18 protein-coding genes and 1 riboswitch are annotated in these 17053 nt (G+C 53.4%); of the genes, 2 read left to right on the top strand and 16 right to left on the bottom strand.

What is annotated here, in order from left to right:
* Position 1: 1 nt before the first annotated feature.
* The 14 genes from BLT35_RS15555 to BLT35_RS15495 form a co-directional block, all read right to left on the bottom strand.
* A complete protein-coding gene (locus BLT35_RS15555) occupies positions 2-1039 on the bottom strand; it encodes a FecCD family ABC transporter permease (protein ID WP_062409430.1) in 1038 nt (345 codons plus the stop codon).
* Positions 1040-2062 (bottom strand): ABC transporter substrate-binding protein, encoded by a 1023-nt coding sequence (locus tag BLT35_RS15550; protein WP_062409431.1) that lies wholly within the window; start codon positions 2060-2062, stop codon positions 1040-1042.
* 160 nt (positions 2063-2222) lie between these two features.
* A riboswitch (cobalamin riboswitch) is annotated at positions 2223-2430 on the bottom strand.
* Positions 2431-2455: 25 nt separating this feature from the next.
* The gene (locus BLT35_RS15545) at positions 2456-2983 is read right to left on the bottom strand and encodes a hypothetical protein (RefSeq protein WP_062409432.1); all 528 of its coding nucleotides are present in this window, start codon (positions 2981-2983) and stop codon (positions 2456-2458) included.
* Between the two features lie 220 nt (positions 2984-3203).
* Positions 3204-3473: an aspartyl-phosphate phosphatase Spo0E family protein gene (locus BLT35_RS15540; protein ID WP_054818679.1), complete on the bottom strand. Its 270-nt coding sequence runs from the start codon at positions 3471-3473 to the stop codon at positions 3204-3206.
* 124 nt (positions 3474-3597) lie between these two features.
* Entirely contained in the window at positions 3598-4803 is a 1206-nt protein-coding gene (locus tag BLT35_RS15535) for an aminotransferase class I/II-fold pyridoxal phosphate-dependent enzyme (RefSeq protein WP_074728848.1), read from the bottom strand.
* Positions 4804-4817: 14 nt separating this feature from the next.
* Positions 4818-5309 carry an Lrp/AsnC family transcriptional regulator gene (locus BLT35_RS15530; RefSeq protein ID WP_062409434.1) on the bottom strand — a complete coding sequence of 164 codons (492 nt, stop codon included), beginning with the start codon at positions 5307-5309 and terminating at the stop codon, positions 4818-4820.
* A 262-nt stretch (positions 5310-5571) separates the two neighbouring features.
* Positions 5572-5859 carry a GNAT family N-acetyltransferase gene (locus BLT35_RS15525; protein WP_054818678.1) on the bottom strand — a complete coding sequence of 96 codons (288 nt, stop codon included), beginning with the start codon at positions 5857-5859 and terminating at the stop codon, positions 5572-5574.
* Positions 5860-6044: 185 nt separating this feature from the next.
* Complete coding sequence (cysK, locus tag BLT35_RS15520) at positions 6045-6971, bottom strand: cysteine synthase A (protein WP_074728846.1); 927 nt, start codon at positions 6969-6971, stop codon at positions 6045-6047.
* A gap of 116 nt (positions 6972-7087) precedes the next feature.
* On the bottom strand, positions 7088-8410 hold the full coding sequence (locus BLT35_RS15515; protein ID WP_074728844.1) for an MFS transporter: 1323 nt from the start codon (positions 8408-8410) through the stop codon (positions 7088-7090).
* 141 nt (positions 8411-8551) lie between these two features.
* The gene (locus tag BLT35_RS15510; protein WP_062409437.1) at positions 8552-9049 is read right to left on the bottom strand and encodes a hypothetical protein; all 498 of its coding nucleotides are present in this window, start codon (positions 9047-9049) and stop codon (positions 8552-8554) included.
* A 24-nt stretch (positions 9050-9073) separates the two neighbouring features.
* The gene (locus BLT35_RS27825) at positions 9074-9199 is read right to left on the bottom strand and encodes a hypothetical protein (protein ID WP_256380563.1); all 126 of its coding nucleotides are present in this window, start codon (positions 9197-9199) and stop codon (positions 9074-9076) included.
* Positions 9199-9618 (bottom strand): DUF350 domain-containing protein, encoded by a 420-nt coding sequence (locus tag BLT35_RS15505; RefSeq protein ID WP_062411011.1) that lies wholly within the window; start codon positions 9616-9618, stop codon positions 9199-9201. Before BLT35_RS15505 ends, BLT35_RS27825 begins: the two co-directional genes overlap by 1 nt.
* 99 nt (positions 9619-9717) lie before the next feature.
* Positions 9718-10398 carry a PspA/IM30 family protein gene (locus BLT35_RS15500; protein ID WP_074728842.1) on the bottom strand — a complete coding sequence of 227 codons (681 nt, stop codon included), beginning with the start codon at positions 10396-10398 and terminating at the stop codon, positions 9718-9720.
* Between the two features lie 175 nt (positions 10399-10573).
* Positions 10574-12952, bottom strand: a complete 2379-nt coding sequence (locus BLT35_RS15495) for an endonuclease MutS2 (RefSeq protein ID WP_074728840.1) — start codon at positions 12950-12952, stop codon at positions 10574-10576.
* A gap of 196 nt (positions 12953-13148) precedes the next feature.
* Between BLT35_RS15495 and BLT35_RS15490 the strand changes: the two genes are divergently transcribed.
* Both BLT35_RS15490 and BLT35_RS15485 read left to right on the top strand, forming a co-directional pair.
* Positions 13149-13514 carry a phage holin family protein gene (locus BLT35_RS15490; protein ID WP_062409439.1) on the top strand — a complete coding sequence of 122 codons (366 nt, stop codon included), beginning with the start codon at positions 13149-13151 and terminating at the stop codon, positions 13512-13514.
* A gap of 210 nt (positions 13515-13724) precedes the next feature.
* On the top strand, positions 13725-14126 hold the full coding sequence (locus tag BLT35_RS15485; RefSeq protein ID WP_062409440.1) for a cupredoxin domain-containing protein: 402 nt from the start codon (positions 13725-13727) through the stop codon (positions 14124-14126).
* Between the two features lie 122 nt (positions 14127-14248).
* On the opposite strand, the gene BLT35_RS15480 is transcribed toward BLT35_RS15485, so the two are convergent.
* Positions 14249-14821 (bottom strand): CvpA family protein, encoded by a 573-nt coding sequence (locus BLT35_RS15480; RefSeq protein ID WP_062409441.1) that lies wholly within the window; start codon positions 14819-14821, stop codon positions 14249-14251.
* 4 nt (positions 14822-14825) lie between these two features.
* Positions 14826-16964 carry a cell division protein ZapA gene (gene zapA, locus BLT35_RS15475; RefSeq protein ID WP_137671154.1) on the bottom strand — a complete coding sequence of 713 codons (2139 nt, stop codon included), beginning with the start codon at positions 16962-16964 and terminating at the stop codon, positions 14826-14828.
* Positions 16965-17053 lie beyond the last annotated feature (89 nt).

Raw genomic sequence — 17053 nt, 5'->3', positions numbered from 1 at the left:
TTCACTCACGCACCATCCGTTTTTTCCGCCGCAGCAAATAAGCAAAAAACGGAGCCCCCATAAACGCGGTCACGACTCCGAGCGGAATCTCCGTCGGACTAAGCAACGTTCGGGCCAGCGTATCTGCGAGCAGCACATAAATCGCGCCGCCAATTAGAGACAGGGGGAGCAGCAAGCGGTAATCCGGTCCGATCATCAGCCGAAGCAAATGCGGCACCAGAAGCCCGACAAAAGCAATCACCCCCGACACGGATACGGCCGCCGCAGTGATCAAAGTAGACGCCATCAGGACAATCAGCTTGGTCCTCTCGATATGGACGCCTAGATGCGCCGCTTGCCGCTCCCCGAGCGCAAACAAATTCATCGACCGGCCGTAACAGAGCAGCACTGCGGAGCCTGCAGCCAAATACGGCAGCAGCACCAGCGAATAAGTCCAGCCCCGCAGCGCCAGGCTTCCCATCAGCCAGAAGATGATTTCGTTGATCACCTGATCCGACATCGCCACCATTAACGAGACGAAGGCGCCCAGGAACGCCTGCATTACGACACCCGACAGAATGACGGTTTCCTTACGCAGCTTGCCGTCGGTCCGTGCCAGCAAAAGCACCGTACAGAGCGATAGTACTCCGGTCAAGAACGCTACCGCCGGTACCGTCCACTCCCCAAAGAGCGTATACTGCAGACCGAACAAGATCAAAAAAGCCGCGCCCACCGATGCTCCGGACGAAACGCCCAGCGTGTACGGATCGGCAAGCGGATTGCGGAGTACGCCCTGAAAGGCCGCGCCGGCCAACCCCAGGGCGGCACCGACCAGAATGCCCAGCACTACCCTTGGCAGCCTGACCCTCCATACGATTTGTTCCGAAGCTTCGCTCCAATCCCCCTGGATTCGTTCACCGATCCAAGGCAGCTGATGAAGTACGATTCCCCAGACATGACCAAACGGAATTCGGACCGAACCGATCGATACTGCCGCAGAAACGGCGAATACAAGCAGGGCCAAGGCGGCTCCGCCCCAAATCCACAGCTTACGCTTCATCTATTTCACCAGTTCCGGGTATATTCCTTTGGCTACTTCCGTCAATGCCTGTGTAATCCGGGGACCCGGACGGCTCATAATGTCCTTGTCCAACCCGACCAACCGGTTCGACTTCACCGCTTCAATCCGGTCCCAGCCGCTGCGCTCGCGAATCAACTGATCCATCGGCTTATTGCTCTTCTCGTCGATGATCCCCGTCGGATAAAGAATAATCTGCGGATTGTCCGCGATCACCTTCTCCTCGCTAAGCTTTACGTAACCTTTCTCGCCGCCCGCCACATTGATTCCTCCGGCCAGGCTGATCAGCTCGTCAATATACTCGCCTTTACCGACCGTCCAGCCGGGGGAAAACTCGACAAATACCTTTTTCTTCTGCTCAGGCTTCAGATCCTTCACCGCATCCAGTACCTTTTGGCGTTCGGCCTTCATCGAATCGACCAGCTTCTCCGCCTGCTCCTGGCGGTCGAAGATTTGCCCCATGAGCAGAATATTGCTCATCACATCGTCTAACGTTTTGGGCTCGACCTTAAACAGATTCACCTTCAGTCCGCGAAGCTTCTCCACTACGGTCATATTCATGGATACCCCCGTCATGACCAAATCGGCGTTGGCCGCAACGAGCGCTTCCTCGTTCGGCTTGATGATGCTGCCGACTTTCGGCTTCGCCGCCGCTTCGGCTGGATAGTTGCAGAAATCCGATACGCCCACTACCTGATCTCCGAGCCCCAAAGCAAAGAGTGTTTCCGTTTCACTCGGTGAAGTGGAAACGATGCGCTCCGGAGCTTTCTCAAAAACAAATTCTTTACCCGTAGCGTCTTTGACGGTGAGCGGATACGTCGTCCGTTTGGCCGATGTGACCGACCCTTCCTGCCTGGCGTCGCCCGCCTTCGGCGATTCCGCCTGCTGACCTTGCCCCGGCGCTGGCGCAGCGCTTCCGCATCCTGCCAGCGTTCCCGCCAAAGCCAGGCTCAGAACGGCTGCAAGCAGCCTTTTTTTTATGCGAGTCGTCTTATCCCAATACATAGGTCCATCTCCTTATCATCATTCAAAAAACGAAAAGACCCCTGCTTTCGGATCGTCTCCAAAGCAGAGGCACACTCTGACAAACCTGGCGGCCGCAGTCGACATCAAGTCGATATGCCGCCGGCAGGCTGCGCGTCTGCCCCTTTTCCTCGAAAGGCTGCATCGAATGCATGTTCAGGCAGGTTTCCTGACTTACGGGCTGCTTCGCTGAGCCAGAGCTCTTCGCCTTCCCGTCTGCTCCAGACAGTGACTTCATGAAGAGCATTTACCCGTTTACAGTGGCGGGACCGCGCCGGATTCACACCGGCTTCCCTTTTAACCCGCAAGCGTTGATTGGCTGTGCGGGCACCTGAACCGCTATGTTGTTGTCCGCTGCATGACTGGCATGCACAATTATTTCTCGGCAATTATTTTCATGACCTGCTTCGCTTTCTCTTTGTCCGGCGCATTGGCCGGAATGAACGCGAACAGATTTTTGCCGTCGAATTCGAGCTCCGTAAACCATTTGGTTTGATCCATCGGGATGCCGTACAGATGCTTTTGCTTCTTGCCGTCTTCCGTAACTTCCAGAACGCCCTCAGGAAAATCCTCCGCTTTGGCCACATCGTCCAGCGGAACATAACCGCCCTGCTCGCCCATCGCTTTAAAATGATTCTCCGGAATCATCAGAATGCCGTTCTGACCGGCCGCTATTTCGACGATCAGCTTCTCCATTGAAAATATAGGCGCCGCCAATACTTGCACACTGGCCGATTCACCTATTTCACTTTGCAGCGAGGCTTGCAACTTTTCTCCCGCTTCATTCGGGATCCCGTTGGATCCTATCATGAAAATCGACACATCCGCCTTCGATCCTCCGCCGCAGCCTGCAGCAAGTACGAACATCATCAGCAGCAGGCAGAGCAGCCCATTCCTTCTCACGCCGGTTTCTCCCCTCGTGTTTTTCCCTCTCTACCCCGATTCTCCAACATATCCTTTATGATGTTAACATAAAAGACCTGCTCTTTCAAAGCTTTTAAGAATAAGGAGGAAGCACGAAAAACCTGGCTGCTGCGCTGAAATCATCCTTACAGCTGACCATTTGACGTTTTGGCACTCTGCTGCTCACTTACACTTCTTTCGATCTCATAAAAGAAGCCGGTCAAGACCGGCCCTTTTGATGAAGATTCATATATTCATTTATTTTGAGATCAAGCTCCATACTGATTTTCACTACTTCCGGTGATGTCAGGTCATTTCCGTTTTGTACAAGGCGCTCCAGTTCGCGTCTTAAAAGGTAAATATGATCTTCTAAAGATAAGGCAGACGAAGCACGTTTTCCTGTTCCAAAAATCCACTTGGCTTTCTGATCATTCTCGCGAATCCAGCCGTTATTCATGTATTGCCGAAGCTGATATTCCGGAAAAGCCATTCTTCATCCCTCCCGCTTCATATCTTTAGACCTATAAAGAAAAAGATTCATATTCTATGAAAATATGAATCTACATCTAATATACCAGTTTTTGGGGGGATTGAAAATGGATAATATTGTTTAATTAAAGCTTTTTGATGAAATTGCCTATTCGATCAATCGCTTCAATCAGCTGGTTAACCGAAGTCGCGTAAGAACAGCGGACAAATCCTTCTCCACCCTTGCCAAATACATTGCCGGGTACTGCTGCGACCTTCGCCTCACGAATCAAGCGCTCGGCAAATTCCTCGGAGCTTAGCCCCGTTGCCTGAATGGAAGGGAAGGCATAGAATGCGCCCTGAGGCTCATGACACTGCAGTCCGATGTCCCGGAAACCCTGTACGACAAGACGACGGCGCTGGTTGTAGGACTCTACCATGCGGTCTTTTTCCTCCATGCCGTGCTTGAGCGCCTCCAGGGCAGCAACCTGTCCCATGGACGGCGCACACATGACCGTGTACTGGTGGATTTTGAGCATGGCCGATATGAGGTCGGGATGCCCGCAAGCGTATCCCATCCGCCAGCCGGTCATCGCAAACGCCTTGGAAAAGCCGCTCACAAGAATCGTCCGGTCGCGCATGCCCGGAATCGAAGCGAAGCTGACATGCTTTTGTTCATAGGTCAATTCCGCATAAATCTCGTCCGAGATAACGATCAGATCGTGCTCCTCAACGACTTTGGCAATCGGCAGCCAATCCTCATAGGTCATGATGCCCCCGGTCGGGTTGCTTGGATAGCACAGAATCAACACTTTGGAACGGGGCGTGATCGCCGCCTTGAGCGATTCCGCCGTCAGCTTGAAGCCGTCTTTGGCAAAAGTCTCGATGCCTACGGGAATGCCGCCGCCGATCCGGGTAATCGGGCTGTAAGAAATGTAGCAGGGCTCCGGAATAAGAATCTCATCGCCCGGGGTAACCAAGGCGCGCAGCGCCAGATCGATGGCTTCGCTTCCGCCAACGGTGACGATCACCTCTTCGGAAGGCTCATACGGGACGTGAAACGACTCGTACAAGTATTCGGCAATCGCTTCCCGCAGCTCAGGCAGCCCGGAGTTGGGCGTATACTTGGTATTTCCGCGTTCAAGCGAATAAACGCACGCTTCTCTGACATGCCACGGGGTGCTAAAGTCAGGTTCCCCTACTCCAAGGGATATAATATCCTTGCTGCCGCTCACCAGATCAAAAAACCTACGGATGCCTGATGGCGGAATTTCACGCACGAGCGGAGCCAGATAGCCGCTCATCGACTTCGTCTGCAGCGGTTGCTGTTGGGCCTGTTTATGCTCTATCATCTTCTCAGCGTCCTTTACGGTGAGATCAAGAGGCGGCGATCATCTTCATGATCTTCGAAGGTAATCCCGTCCTGCTTGTACTTTTTCAATATAAAATGCGTCTTCGTCGACAATACCCGATCAATCGGGGAAAGCTTATTGGAAACGAACGACGCCACCTCTTTGAGCGTTTTGCCTTCGATCTCCACGAGCAGATCATATGCGCCCGACATCAAATAGACCGATTTCACTTCAGGATATAAGTAAATGCGTTCGGCAATCGCGTCAAAGCCGCGTCCGCGTTCCGGCGTAATTTGCACTTCAATGAGGGCAGTGACTTTCTCGCTGTCCACTTTGGCCCAATTAACGACCGTAGCGTATTTTACGATCACATTCGCCTCTTCCAGCTCTTGAATCGCCTCCGCCACTTCCGCCTCGGAAGCCCCGAGCATGGTTGCGATCAAGGCCGGCGTGCGGCGTGCATCTTCTTTGAGCAGCTCAATGATTTTCATTTTGAATTGTTCCATGGATGCGCCCTCCTACAAAGCTTAAAATGACAGAAAAGAAGTTCGATGAAAATCAAACCTTTCTGTATCCATAAAATTCCGGCTTTACCATGGTATCCATTCTTCGGCTGGCTTCGACCGGAAGCTTTTATTATTACTACATATTACACCTATCGCCCGTCATTTGGCAAAGCAAAATTACAAAGAGCATGACATGCAGCCGGAAATGGACGACAAAAAACCCCCACAGTAATGGAGGCTGATCATCGACTTATGAAGCAGACTAGCTATGGCAGAAGCTGTGAGCTGTAAGAAGTTTACGCATATATCCTTCAATTTCCCGCCCTTGGTACCCGGGAAGCACTGTAATTTCAATCCTGCTCTGATCGGCATCCACGAGACGACCCAGTCCGACAAGCCGTCCTTGATCGTAAGCGGCTATAACACGATCACTATGAGAGTACGATTCGTATGAAAATTCTCCGCTCTGGCCAGAATGTGCGGAAACGGAATCGATCAACTGCTGAAACTGCGCCTCGCCCGGAAGCTCATTATGCAGTGCGATTTTCATGAAAGGTTCCCCTCTCCAGTAAGATGTTCAAAAATCAGAAGGACCGGTTTCCCGCTCCCTTGTTTATTATTATACATAATAATGAATATTTATGCAACCTTTTTCCGCACACTTTCTCTATACAAAAAAAGCGGCGGGAGCTGTCCGCCCTGGACTGTCCCGCCGCTTCCCCTATGCCGCTGCCATCAAAATATGTCCATGCTCAAATACCGTTCTCCCGTATCCGGCGCAATGCACAGCACACGTTTGCCGCGGCCAAGCTTGCGAGCTACCTGCAGACCGGTCCATACCGCCGCTCCCGCAGACGGGCCGACCAGGATACCTTCAAGCCTCGCCAAGTCACGCGTCGTTTGCAGTGCGTCCTCGTCAGCGACCTGCACGATCTCATCGTAAACATCCGTGTTCAGAATCGAAGGCACAAAGCCCGGGCTGGTGCCGACCAGCTTATGGGGCCCGGGCTGTCCGCCCGACAGAACCGGCGATCCTTTAGGCTCAACGACATAAATACTGATCCCCGGAAGCTTCTCACGGAGCACTTCCCCGGTACCGGTAATCGTCCCTCCGGTGCCCGAGGTGGCGATAAAGGCGTCCAGCCGCCCATCCATCTGCTCAATGATCTCCAGAGCCGTCGTTACTCTGTGGATATCCGGATTCGCCTTATTCTCAAACTGCTGGGGAATAAAGCTGTTCGGTATTTGCTCCTGCAGCTCAAGCGCCTTCTTGATGGCGCCCGGCATGCGTTCCGCAGCGGGAGTAAGTACGACTTCCGCTCCGTAAGCCTTCAGCAGATTGATCCGCTCCTTGGTCATATTGTCCGGCATAACCAAAATCGCTTTATACCCTTTTGCCGCCGCGTTCATCGCCAGCCCGATTCCGGTATTTCCGCTTGTCGGCTCGATGATCGTAGCGCCCGGACGAATCCGGCCATCCTTTTCCGCCTGAGCGATCAGATTGAACGCCGCACGATCCTTGACACTTCCGCTCGGATTGAAATATTCAAGCTTCACGTAAAGCTCCGCATCATCCTGGCCTACGAGACGGTTGACCCGGACGGCCGGCGTATCCCCGATCAGCTCTGTGATGCTGTTTACCATCTTTTTACTTGAACCCATGCTGCAGCCTCCCTTAACGTACAGAAACCTCCAGCTTCCGTACTACCAATCCTCTGTCCCCTTATTTTAGCGGGAGGGAATGTTTTGTCAAGCTGGCACGCGCTTACAACCATGCCTTAAGCTTTATCTGCCTTCACTTTACGCATCCAATACCAAGCCGCGATCGGCGAGCTGCCAATGGCGAGCAGCAGCCAGTTCATGGCTGCCGGGGACCGGGTCAGGGATACCACCGTAATGAATACCGCCGTACCCAGCAGACGTCCCGCATTGAGCGCAAGCTCCCTCATCACGATATATTCCTCCCGGCGCTTCACACTTTCTTCATCGCCTCCGATCAGATCAAAAACGATCGATGTCATGGGTATGGCATATAGCGGGTAGAATACGGCCGCTCCAATACCGAACATCAGGAGCGTAACAAAATCAACCTTCCAGAAAAAAGGAAAAATAATCAGCACCAGCATAACCGCCCCGATCAGTAAAGCTTTAGGCCGGTATTCCGGACGCAGCCATCGGCCCGCAAGCATAAAACTGATCAACGCCGCGGCCGAGGTCAGAAGCGAAAAATTGCCCAGCTTCATCTCGCTGCCGGTATGGACGAAAACGAGCAGGGCGATGAAAAAGCCGAACACGCCCTCCCGTACGCCTTGCGCCATCAAAGCCAGACCGACCTTGCGCCATGCCGTATCCTTTTGCCGTAAACATCGCCAGGTCAGGAACCACTCATAATTTCCCGAGGTTTTTCGTTTTTTCAGGAAAAAACTGACGATCACGCCGATGCAAAATACGATAAGGGACAATGTAAAAATAAGGCGGTACCCGTTGGTCTCCTGCATGCGGACAATAAGAAACCCCGATATCCAGGGGGCGATCATCCCCGCTCCCGATCCGAGCAGTCCTGCTGCACCGTTAAACCGGTCGCGGTTGTCCGGATCCGTCACCTCAAAATAAACGACATTAAAAGCCAACCAGAACAAACCGGATGACAGCCCCTGGACAGCCCCAAGGAGCACATAATAATCCGCCGACTGCTCGCCAAACCACAGCACAAGCAAATAAAACAGCGCGGCAACCGCCACTCCCGTTCGCAAACAGTTCATTTTATTATGTTCTTTCACCCATTTGCCAGCCAGCCAGAACGTCAAAGCCATCGAGAGGTGATGTACTAATGTAAACCAACCAATGACCGAAAAATCGTGCTTAGCCTTCCAGAGATATACATTCACGAAGACCCCGGATAAAGCGTTGGCGGCGGCAAATAATCCGTTGACTGTCAGCAGCAGCCGCGATTGTCCCGTTAACGGAGCGCTTTTCCCCGATCCCTCACGGCCCCCGCCTCCCGGGACTTCCCTGCGGACCTGCCGCCACTCATGACCTGCTCCGCTTTTGCTGCTTTTACGAGTCCAATGGTCTGGAAAATGTTTAGTTCCGGAATGCATTCGCTCACCTAATCCCATGTAATGTCTTAGTTAAGCTTCCCAAAAAGACAAAAAACATGAGCGATGCCGGCAATATGACAAACCTTTGAATCCCCGGTTAAAGAGAAAGCGGGGAAAGGCGCGAACGCCTCCCCCCACGATTTATGACGATGATTTGCCGTTTGAACGGAGCAGCTCGATCATGGCAAGCCGATCCTCCTCGGCCAAGGAATACTCTACCTTGAAGCAGGAAGGACAAACATAAACCTGTGACGAAAAAGACGCTTTGAGCAGGGGCTGCTTCAAGTTCCCGTGCACAAACGGCGCGAACCCTTGTGATCCGTTTTGCGTTCCGGCATACAGCATCAAGCTGTGGCATGCCGCGCATTCGGGAGCATCCTCCTGACTGTCCAGCACCCGCTGCACACCCTCTTCATACTCATCTATCAGCTCCAGGTCTTCGTCGGACAGATCGTAATCGTCCTCTTCTTCGTCATCGTACGTGATCTGCTGATCCGACGGCTTGACGGTAATATTTATACTCCGGTAATCTCCCAGCTCGTTGAAGCAGTGCGGACACGTTTCTTCCGGGCCGATCTCCGGATCCCAGACAATTTCGGTGTGGCACCAAGGGCATAGAGAGTCATAGGATTGCGGCAAACAATATTCCTCCCTTTATTCAACTCATGCATGATTAATAAAATAGTAAACGCCCGCGCCCAAAAACACAAGCGCAAGCGCCAACAAGGTGCCCCATAAATATTTCACAGGACGTTCCTCCTTCAAATCGAACAACGATCCGGATTCCATCAGGTGACGCTGGCGCCTACAACGTAAGAAAGCGATATCGAAATAATCATGGATAAAAAGCCGACCGCCCGGTTATCCTGCTGGATCTGTTCGTCAATTTTGAAATACGGTGTCAAAAACTCAAATATAAAGTAAGCGATCAGCAGCAGCAGGAATCCGAAGCCGGCCCAGATCAGCGAGTGCCAGATCGTGTCATTATTGAGAATGGAAAAACGAAATATATTACAAATCCCGAAAATTTTGCCGCCGGTCGCCATCGCTACGGAAAGATTGCCCTTCTTGATTTCGTCCCAATCCTTGTACTTCGTTACAAGTTCAAACAATGCCAGAAAAACGATTAATGCCAGCACGGCGACAGAAAAAAATGCCAACGTTTCCATGTATGGATTTGCTATCATGCGTCCCACCTCTTCATTCATCATGGTCGATTCTCCCCGCCTTTTCCTTGAAGCGCAAAGACAACAATCGAAGAGACTGAAAGTGCCATCCTTTCAGTCTCCGCTTTGCTTGTGAATCTTTTACTCCGCTTGCTTTCTCGCTGCGAGTTTCGCCTTCAACGCGGCCAATTCATCGTCTACACCGTCATTTTTGCCGAGAGCGGCTAATTCGTCGTCCAGGCTTTTCCCTCTGGAGTTCAGCTCACCGCTGGCCTCCGCTTCCGCTTCCAGCTGGAGCACCTTTTCGCTCATCCGGTCGAATCCCTTGGCGGCGTTGTCTGTGCCGAATCCGGACATCGCCTGGTTGATCTGCTTCTGCGCTTTGGCAGCTTCAGCACGGGCTACAAGAATATCCTTCTTGTTCTTCATCTTGGCGAATTCATCCTTCATTTCGGCAAGCTGGCTGCGCAGGCGGTCGGCATTAGCCTTGGCCGTTTCGAACTGCCCCTTCATCTCATCATGGCGCTGCTGGTGCTCTTTCTTATCCTGAAGCGCGCGGCGGGCAAGATCTTCATTCCCCGCTTCCAGAGCCTTGAGCGCTTGTTCTTCCCGCTTCTGAACCATTTCAAACGCTTCTTCATATTGCTGCTTGAATTTCTTCTCAATGGCAATTTGCTTCGCAACGGCAACTTCGGCCTCACGAATATCCTCTTCCATATCGCGCAAAAATTGGTTGAGCATTTTTACCGGGTCTTCCGCCTTGTCGAGCAAATCGTTGATCGAAGCCATCGTCAAATCGCGCAGTCTCTTAAAAATCCCCATATCGGAGCCCTCCTGAAATATGAAATGGTTATGTTTTTAGCCTGCAGAGCTTGTGGAACATCGATGCTTTACTCTTATATACGACAATCTTCTCACGGAGTTTCAAAAGTTTCAAAAGTAAAGAAAAATTCAGAATCAGTTCCCGGGCCGGGAAAACGGATGGTTGCAGCTGGTATTATTTCAGCTCCGCGACCGTCACCCCGGCGCCCCCTTCATTATACGCACCCATCCGGAAGCTTTTCACATGCTTGTGCTTGCGCAAAAATTCCTGAATCCCCGACCGCAGAACGCCGGTTCCCTTACCGTGAATAATATACACTTGTCCGAAATTGGCCAGATAGGATTCATCCAGAAACCGGTCCACCTCAATGATCGCTTCCTCGACATTTGCCCCCCGCAAATCAAGCTCCATCTTTGCGTTATCCTCCCTGGTCCGCTTCAGGCTTGAAGTTGCCTTCGGAGGCGTTTTCGTCTGTGAGGAAGCCTTTTTCACAAGCTGCAGATCGTCCTGCTTCACCTTCATTTTGAGGATACCCAGCTGCACATTCGCTTCCTGAGCGTTCACGATGTCCACCACATGCCCTCTTTGACCAAGGCTTGTGACGATGACTTCGTCTCCCGGTCCGATCACCTCCGGCTTTTTCTTCGGAGCCTTGGACGCCTTCTTCAGCTCCGGCGCAGCATTGTTCAGCCGGCTCTTGAGCTCGCTCAGCTTATGGTCCTTTACGCCGCTTCCTTCTTCCCGCTGCAGTCTGCGCAGCTCCTTGATGACCTCATCGGCCTCGCGCCGGGCTTTAGCCACCGCCTCGCGCGCCTCAAGCTCGGCCCGCTCGAGCAGCTTGTCGCGCTGCTCCTCGAAGCGCCGTCGCTCGCTCGCCAGCTGCTCTTTGAGCGCTTCGACCTCGAGGCGAAGCTGCTCCGCCGTGGTACGCTCCGCCTCCGCCTTCAGCCGGTTCTCTTCGAGCGTCGCAATCATCGACTCGACGCGCTGATCCTCCTCGCCGACCTGCCCCCGGGCATGATCGATGATCGGCTTGGCCAGACCGAGCCGCTCGGCGATGGCAAAAGCGTTGCTTCGCCCCGGCACACCCACCAAAAGCCGGTAAGTCGGCTTCAACGTTTGGACATCGAACTCCATGCTGGCATTGATGACGCCCTGGCGATCGAAGGCGTATGCCTTTAACTCGCTGTAATGCGTCGTGGCTACGATGCGGCAGCCCATCCGGTGAATATAATCCAGAATGGATATCGCAAGCGCCGAGCCTTCGGCCGGATCCGTACCCGCTCCAAGCTCATCAAGCAACACCAGGCTCTTGGGCGTCATTTCCTTCAAGATGCGAATGATATTGGTCATATGACTGGAGAACGTACTTAAGTTTTGCTCGATGCTTTGCTCATCCCCGATATCCGCATAAATCGCATCAAAGACGCAAAGCTGGCTGCCCTCCTCGGCGGGCACGAACAATCCGGCCATGGCCATGAGCGACAGAAGGCCGATCGTCTTGAGCGAGACAGTCTTGCCCCCTGTGTTCGGGCCCGTAACGATGATGGCCGAATAGCGGTTGCCCAGCTCCACATCGATCGGTACGACGCTGTCCGGTGAAATCAGCGGATGCCGGCCGCGCTTCAGCTTGATGAACCCGCGGTCGTTCAAGATCGGCAGCGTCGCTTTCATCTCACGGGCAAGCCCGGCTTTGGCAAAGATGAAATCCAGCTCCGCCAATGCCTCCACATTCACCAAAAGCGGATCAGCCGCTTCTGCGACAAGCGCGGAGAGCATGCGCAAAATTTTCTCAATCTCCGCTTCTTCCTTCAGCTTCAGCTCCCGAACGCGATTGTTCATCTGTACCACAACTTCAGGCTCGATAAATAGCGTTGCTCCCGATGCGGATTGATCGTGAATCATTCCGCCGAAGTGGCCGCGGTATTCCTGTTTTACCGGAATGACGTAGCGGTCGTTACGCATCGTTACCAGATTTTCCTGGAGCATCTTCTGGATCGACGGCGTCCGTATCATCTGCTCAAGACGCTCTCGGGCTTTCGATTCGCTGCCGCGCAGCTCTTGACGTATCCTTGCAAGCTCGGGAGTAGCGGAATCGGCCACATTCGCATTTTCATCGATGCACGCCCGGATCCGGTCCTCTATCGCTTTATGATCGGTCATCGGCTCCGTCAGTTCGATCAGCAGCGGTATCGGATAATCCTCATGCAGGGCTTCCAGAAACTTCTTCAGCCGTCTGCCGCCCTGGGATGTCAGCAGGATATCCAACAGCTCCACCGGATTCAGCATACCGCCGATCCGGGCGCGGTGAACCGCTGCGCGAATATCGCGTATACCGCCAAATGGAGCCCCGCCCTTAAGGCGTTCCACATTCACGGCTTCATCGGTAGCCTGCAGCCTGCGTTTCACCTCGGAAAATACACCGCTCGGCTCAAGCGAAAGGACGCGTTCCTGCCCCATAGATGTGGAAGCGTGCTGCGAACAACGCTGAAGCACGGCGTGAAAATCGAGGGTGGACAATATTTTTTGATTGTATGATGAATTTGTTTTCATTGGAATTGGTTATAAACCTGCCTTTCTTGAGAACCGAAAAAGCTATTCGCTATACTATTATATCCAAGTCGGAGCCGTTAAGCTATGGATACCCTAAGGATTGCCACTTATAAAGCGTTTTGTCCGCGGTAAAGCTAATTTCAAGCCCGCGAAGCTCAAGCGTCGCGACTAACGTATTTTAAGGAGGAATCTGCAGATGCATTTGCTTGGCCATCTCGTCAGATTTGTCGTTTCCGCCATCATGCTGCTGGTGGTAAGCTGGATTGTTCCCGGATTTTCCGTTGGGGGATTCTGGAGTGCCTTCTTTCTGGCACTGGTAATCGCCATTGCGGCGTGGATCATCGAAGGAGTTTTCGGCAGAAAAATTACGCCATTTGGACGGGGGATCGTAGGCTTCGTTACGAGCGCCCTTATCATCTGGCTGGCGCAGTTTATCGTAACCGGAGTATCGACCAGCATCATCGGCGCCATTTTGGCCGCCTTGGTGATCGGGATCATCGATTTGTTTATTCCGGTCAAGACTCCCTTTGAACACGCATCGAAACGCGAAGGCGCCAAGTAACAAAGGAACTGTCCCGGTCATGGGGCAGTTCTTTTCTTTTTGCAGCACATACAGGATTAACCGGATACCGTTTTTGTTTTGATGCACACGGGTTTCGGTCACGATCTTTTCACATGTCTGTCACGACCCTGACACAGCCAAACGAAGCCGATATTGGTAATATATATACATGAACAATTCTTTAATCAACCGGGTGGGGGGAATGATCATATGAAAAAGTGGATGATCAGTATTGTGGCTGTCGGCCTTATAATTGCACTGTCCGCCTGCGGTACAAAACCGCAAGCGTCGCAGCCTGCTGCCAATGAAAACACAGCAGGAGGAGCGGCAGGAAGCTCCGCATCGTCCCAGGAAGTCAAGCTGATTGCCACCAATTTTGCTTTTGACCAAAAAGAATATAAGGTGAAAAAAGGACAAGAAGTTACCTTTACGCTGGAAAACAAAGAAGGGCTTCACGGGATCGCCATTAACGGACTGAAAGTGAATCTGGACAATAATAAAAAATCGGCGACGGTGATCGTCGACAAAGAAGGCTCTTATGATATCATTTGCTCCATTCCATGCGGCTCCGGCCATATGGCTATGAGAGCCAAGCTAATCGTTGAAGCATAAACTCATATACAAGCAGCCTCATCCCGTACGGCAATGGCGGGTGGGGCTGTTTTTTTCGTATTCGGTTATCGTGTGCCTTAGAGCCGAAACTTATTTTCCGATTAACGACAGCATCGATCAAATCAACCGGACTGTCCGGCCGCCTGATCCCCATCCGCCCGGCTCTTCCACAGCTCCTGAAGCTTCTCCGTGATGACCGGTGTCCGCTCCAGGATATAAGGAGCCAAAGCGGATTGCTTCAACAGCCGCTGAGACGTGTCGTTGGGAAGCACGGTCATGATGTGGACGGCAATTACGGCAATCAACGCAGCTTCAATAAAGCCTAATGTCGCACCGCTAAACTGGTTAATTTGCTTGAGTCCCGGTGCCGCCGTCAACAGGTTTAACAGACGTCCGGCCATGCTGAAAGCGAATTTGGCGCCAAACAGCAGGAAAGCGAAAGCAAGCGCATTGTACACGTAAGTATCCAGATGCAGCTCTTGTGTGAGGAACGCATCATTTGAGTAAGTTTCATGTCCCGAATATCCGAGCATTCCTTGAAACCATGGCGCTGCATCATCGTAGAATGCAAATGCAATCAGGTAAGCCGCGAACAAGCCGGCGATCGAGAGGAGCTGGGCAATGAACCCACGTGAATAGCCGAGCACGATCCCGACAGCCAAGATCACCAGTACTCCCCAATCCAATCCGTTCATTCTTCTATTCCTTCTCCACGAGCTCAATCCACTCGTTATATTCGATTTGCAGCTTTTCGTATTCGGATCTCAAGGTCTCCAGTTCCTGATATACCTGTTCCGCCTTCTCCAGCTGCTGTCCGTATTCGGCCTGCAGCGCTTTATGCTGCTGCACCTGTGCGTTCAACTGTTCCTGCAGCTCATTATACAGCTCTATCTGCAGCTCAAGCTCTTCCTGCTGCTCCGTCAAATCACGCCCCAGCTTCTTTGCCAGTTCGGCTTGCGCCTCCAGCTCAACAATGCGGGCTTCCTGTGCGGCAAGCCGCTGCTGGAGCACATCCCGCTCGCTCTGCGCGGAGATCTGCCGTTCTTCGAGCGCAGCGCACTGTTCTACCAGCGCCCTGCTAAGCTCTTCTGCCGCCTCGCGTTCGCGGCGCAGCTCGGCTAATTCGCTTTCGCGTTCAGCCAGCTTGCTTTCCAGTTCCGCCCTATACGCTTCATGCCTTTCCGCCGTTTGCCGAGCCTGCGCTTCCTGGGAAACGACGCGCTTCTGAAGCTCGTCATACTGTCCCTGCAGTTCGTCATACAGTTCCTGCTGCAGTTCAAGCTCTTCCTGCTGCTCATGAACCTTGGCGCGAAGCTCGTCGGCATAAGCCGCCTGCGACTCGCTGCGCTGCTGCCACTGGCTGCTGCTTTCCTGCAGCTGCAGATTGTACGCCTGCTGCTGCGCGAGCTGCCGTTCCAGCTCCGCCCGGCGCGCCTCCAACCCGTCGGCTGTCTGCTTCCACTCCGCTTCGCGCTCGGACAGCTTCCGCTCGAGCTCCGCCAGAGCTGCTTCCTGCTCCGCAGCTTCCTCGCGGGCGCGATTGCGCACGGCCGCCAGCTCCCCGGCGTGCCGCTTCTCTTGATCCGCCAGCTGCCGCTGCAGCTCTGCTTCGCGCAAACTGCTTTGATCCCGCAGTCCTTCAAGCTCTGTTTCCAGCTCACGGTAAAGTTCCTCCTGCAGCCCGAGCTCTTCCTGCTTCTCATGATGCTCGCGACGCAGCGCCTCGAGCTCCGATTGCAGCTTGTCATTAAGCTGCTGCAGTTCCCGGCCTTTCTCCAGCTGTTCGCCCAGCTGCATCTGCAGCCGCCGCTTTTGCTCCAACTGCTCTGCCAGCTCCGCTTCACGCTGCTGCGCCTGCACACGCTCTTCCGCTGCCTGCTGCTGCAGTTCGTTGTAGAGCGTTACCTGCAGCTCAATCTCCTGCTCCCGCTTGGCAACCTGCTCCTGGAGCAGGTCCAGCTGATCGCTGAGCTCTGCATACTGCCGCTCCCACGTCGCAAGCTGCTCAACCAGCTTGTCCCGCTCGGCCTGTACGGTCTGCAAACGCTGCTCCAGCTCACGGACGCAAGCCTCCTGTGCAGAGAGGCGCTGTCCCGTTTGCTTTGCCGCCTCCGCCTGCTTGACGAGCTGCGCTTCCAGCGAAGCCGCACGGCCTTGCAGGCCGTCTTTCTCTTTCTCCAGCTCAGATATACGCCGCTCCAGTCCCTGCTTCGCCTGCTCCAGTTCCCGCAGCTGCTTTTCGCGGCGCTCCGCTTCCTGCGCATCCGAATGAACACGCTCTTCAAGCTCCCACGTACGCCCGACTGCTTCCGTCAGCTGCCGTTCCAGCTCTCCGGTCAGCTCCAATTGACCGTCCAGCCGCTCCCGTACCTCCGCCAGTTCCGTTTCCAGCTTCTTCCGCAGGTCCTCCAGCTGATTCAGCTCCGCACGAAGTGCAGCCGACTCCAGCTCGGCTTGCTCGAATGCGGATTGCTGCGCATCCCGCTCCGCCGTTACGGCGGCCAACCGCTCGTTTACGGCAGACAGTTCCTCCTGCTGCTGCGCATGAATCCCACGGAGCTCCGCCAGATCATCCTGCGCTTTTTCAAGCTGCCGCACCTTGGCGAGCGTGCTTTCCAGCTCCTTCTGTATGCGTGTCCATTCATCCGCCATGTTCACCGCCGCCAGCACGGCGATTTTGGGCAAATCCAGCCGGGGACTGCTTTCGGCAATTCGATGCATTTGATCATTGACGAGCGCCGCAACGCTCTTTATATAAGAAGGACTCGACCTTGAAATCAGCTTATATTGAGTGCCATAGATGTCTACGGTCATCCGGACTTTATCTTCACCGCTCACGAAACGCTGCTCCCCTTTCCAGAACAAACAAAAAAATTCTCCGTATCCTAGAAACATTCGATACGGAGAATCGCTTTTCCTGCTACAGT

Source organism: Paenibacillus naphthalenovorans (genome assembly GCF_900099895.1).
Taxonomy (GTDB): Bacteria; Bacillota; Bacilli; order Paenibacillales; family NBRC-103111; genus Paenibacillus_G; species Paenibacillus_G naphthalenovorans.
The sequence above is the reverse complement of the archived record's forward strand: the minus strand, read 5'-3'. Positions and strand labels throughout refer to the sequence as shown.

Bases quoted from the DNA above. Each gene is read 5' to 3' on its own strand.
- BLT35_RS15555 (WP_062409430.1), bottom strand. From the start codon at position 1,039: ATGAAGCGTAAGCTGTGGATTTGGGGCGGAGCCGCCTTGGCCCTGCTT.
- BLT35_RS15550 (WP_062409431.1), bottom strand. From the start codon at position 2,062: ATGTATTGGGATAAGACGACTCGCATAAAAAAAAGGCTGCTTGCAGCC.
- BLT35_RS15540 (WP_054818679.1), bottom strand. From the start codon at position 3,473: ATGGCTTTTCCGGAATATCAGCTTCGGCAATACATGAATAACGGCTGG.
- BLT35_RS15535 (WP_074728848.1), bottom strand. From the start codon at position 4,803: ATGATAGAGCATAAACAGGCCCAACAGCAACCGCTGCAGACGAAGTCG.
- BLT35_RS15530 (WP_062409434.1), bottom strand. From the start codon at position 5,309: ATGGAACAATTCAAAATGAAAATCATTGAGCTGCTCAAAGAAGATGCA.
- BLT35_RS15525 (WP_054818678.1), bottom strand. From the start codon at position 5,859: ATGAAAATCGCACTGCATAATGAGCTTCCGGGCGAGGCGCAGTTTCAG.
- cysK (WP_074728846.1), bottom strand. From the start codon at position 6,971: ATGGGTTCAAGTAAAAAGATGGTAAACAGCATCACAGAGCTGATCGGG.
- BLT35_RS15515 (WP_074728844.1), bottom strand. From the start codon at position 8,410: ATGCATTCCGGAACTAAACATTTTCCAGACCATTGGACTCGTAAAAGC.
- BLT35_RS27825 (WP_256380563.1), bottom strand. From the start codon at position 9,199: ATGGAATCCGGATCGTTGTTCGATTTGAAGGAGGAACGTCCTGTGAAA.
- BLT35_RS15505 (WP_062411011.1), bottom strand. From the start codon at position 9,618: ATGAATGAAGAGGTGGGACGCATGATAGCAAATCCATACATGGAAACG.
- BLT35_RS15500 (WP_074728842.1), bottom strand. From the start codon at position 10,398: ATGGGGATTTTTAAGAGACTGCGCGATTTGACGATGGCTTCGATCAAC.
- BLT35_RS15495 (WP_074728840.1), bottom strand. From the start codon at position 12,952: ATGAAAACAAATTCATCATACAATCAAAAAATATTGTCCACCCTCGAT.
- BLT35_RS15490 (WP_062409439.1), top strand. From the start codon at position 13,149: ATGCATTTGCTTGGCCATCTCGTCAGATTTGTCGTTTCCGCCATCATG.
- BLT35_RS15485 (WP_062409440.1), top strand. From the start codon at position 13,725: ATGAAAAAGTGGATGATCAGTATTGTGGCTGTCGGCCTTATAATTGCA.
- BLT35_RS15480 (WP_062409441.1), bottom strand. From the start codon at position 14,821: ATGAACGGATTGGATTGGGGAGTACTGGTGATCTTGGCTGTCGGGATC.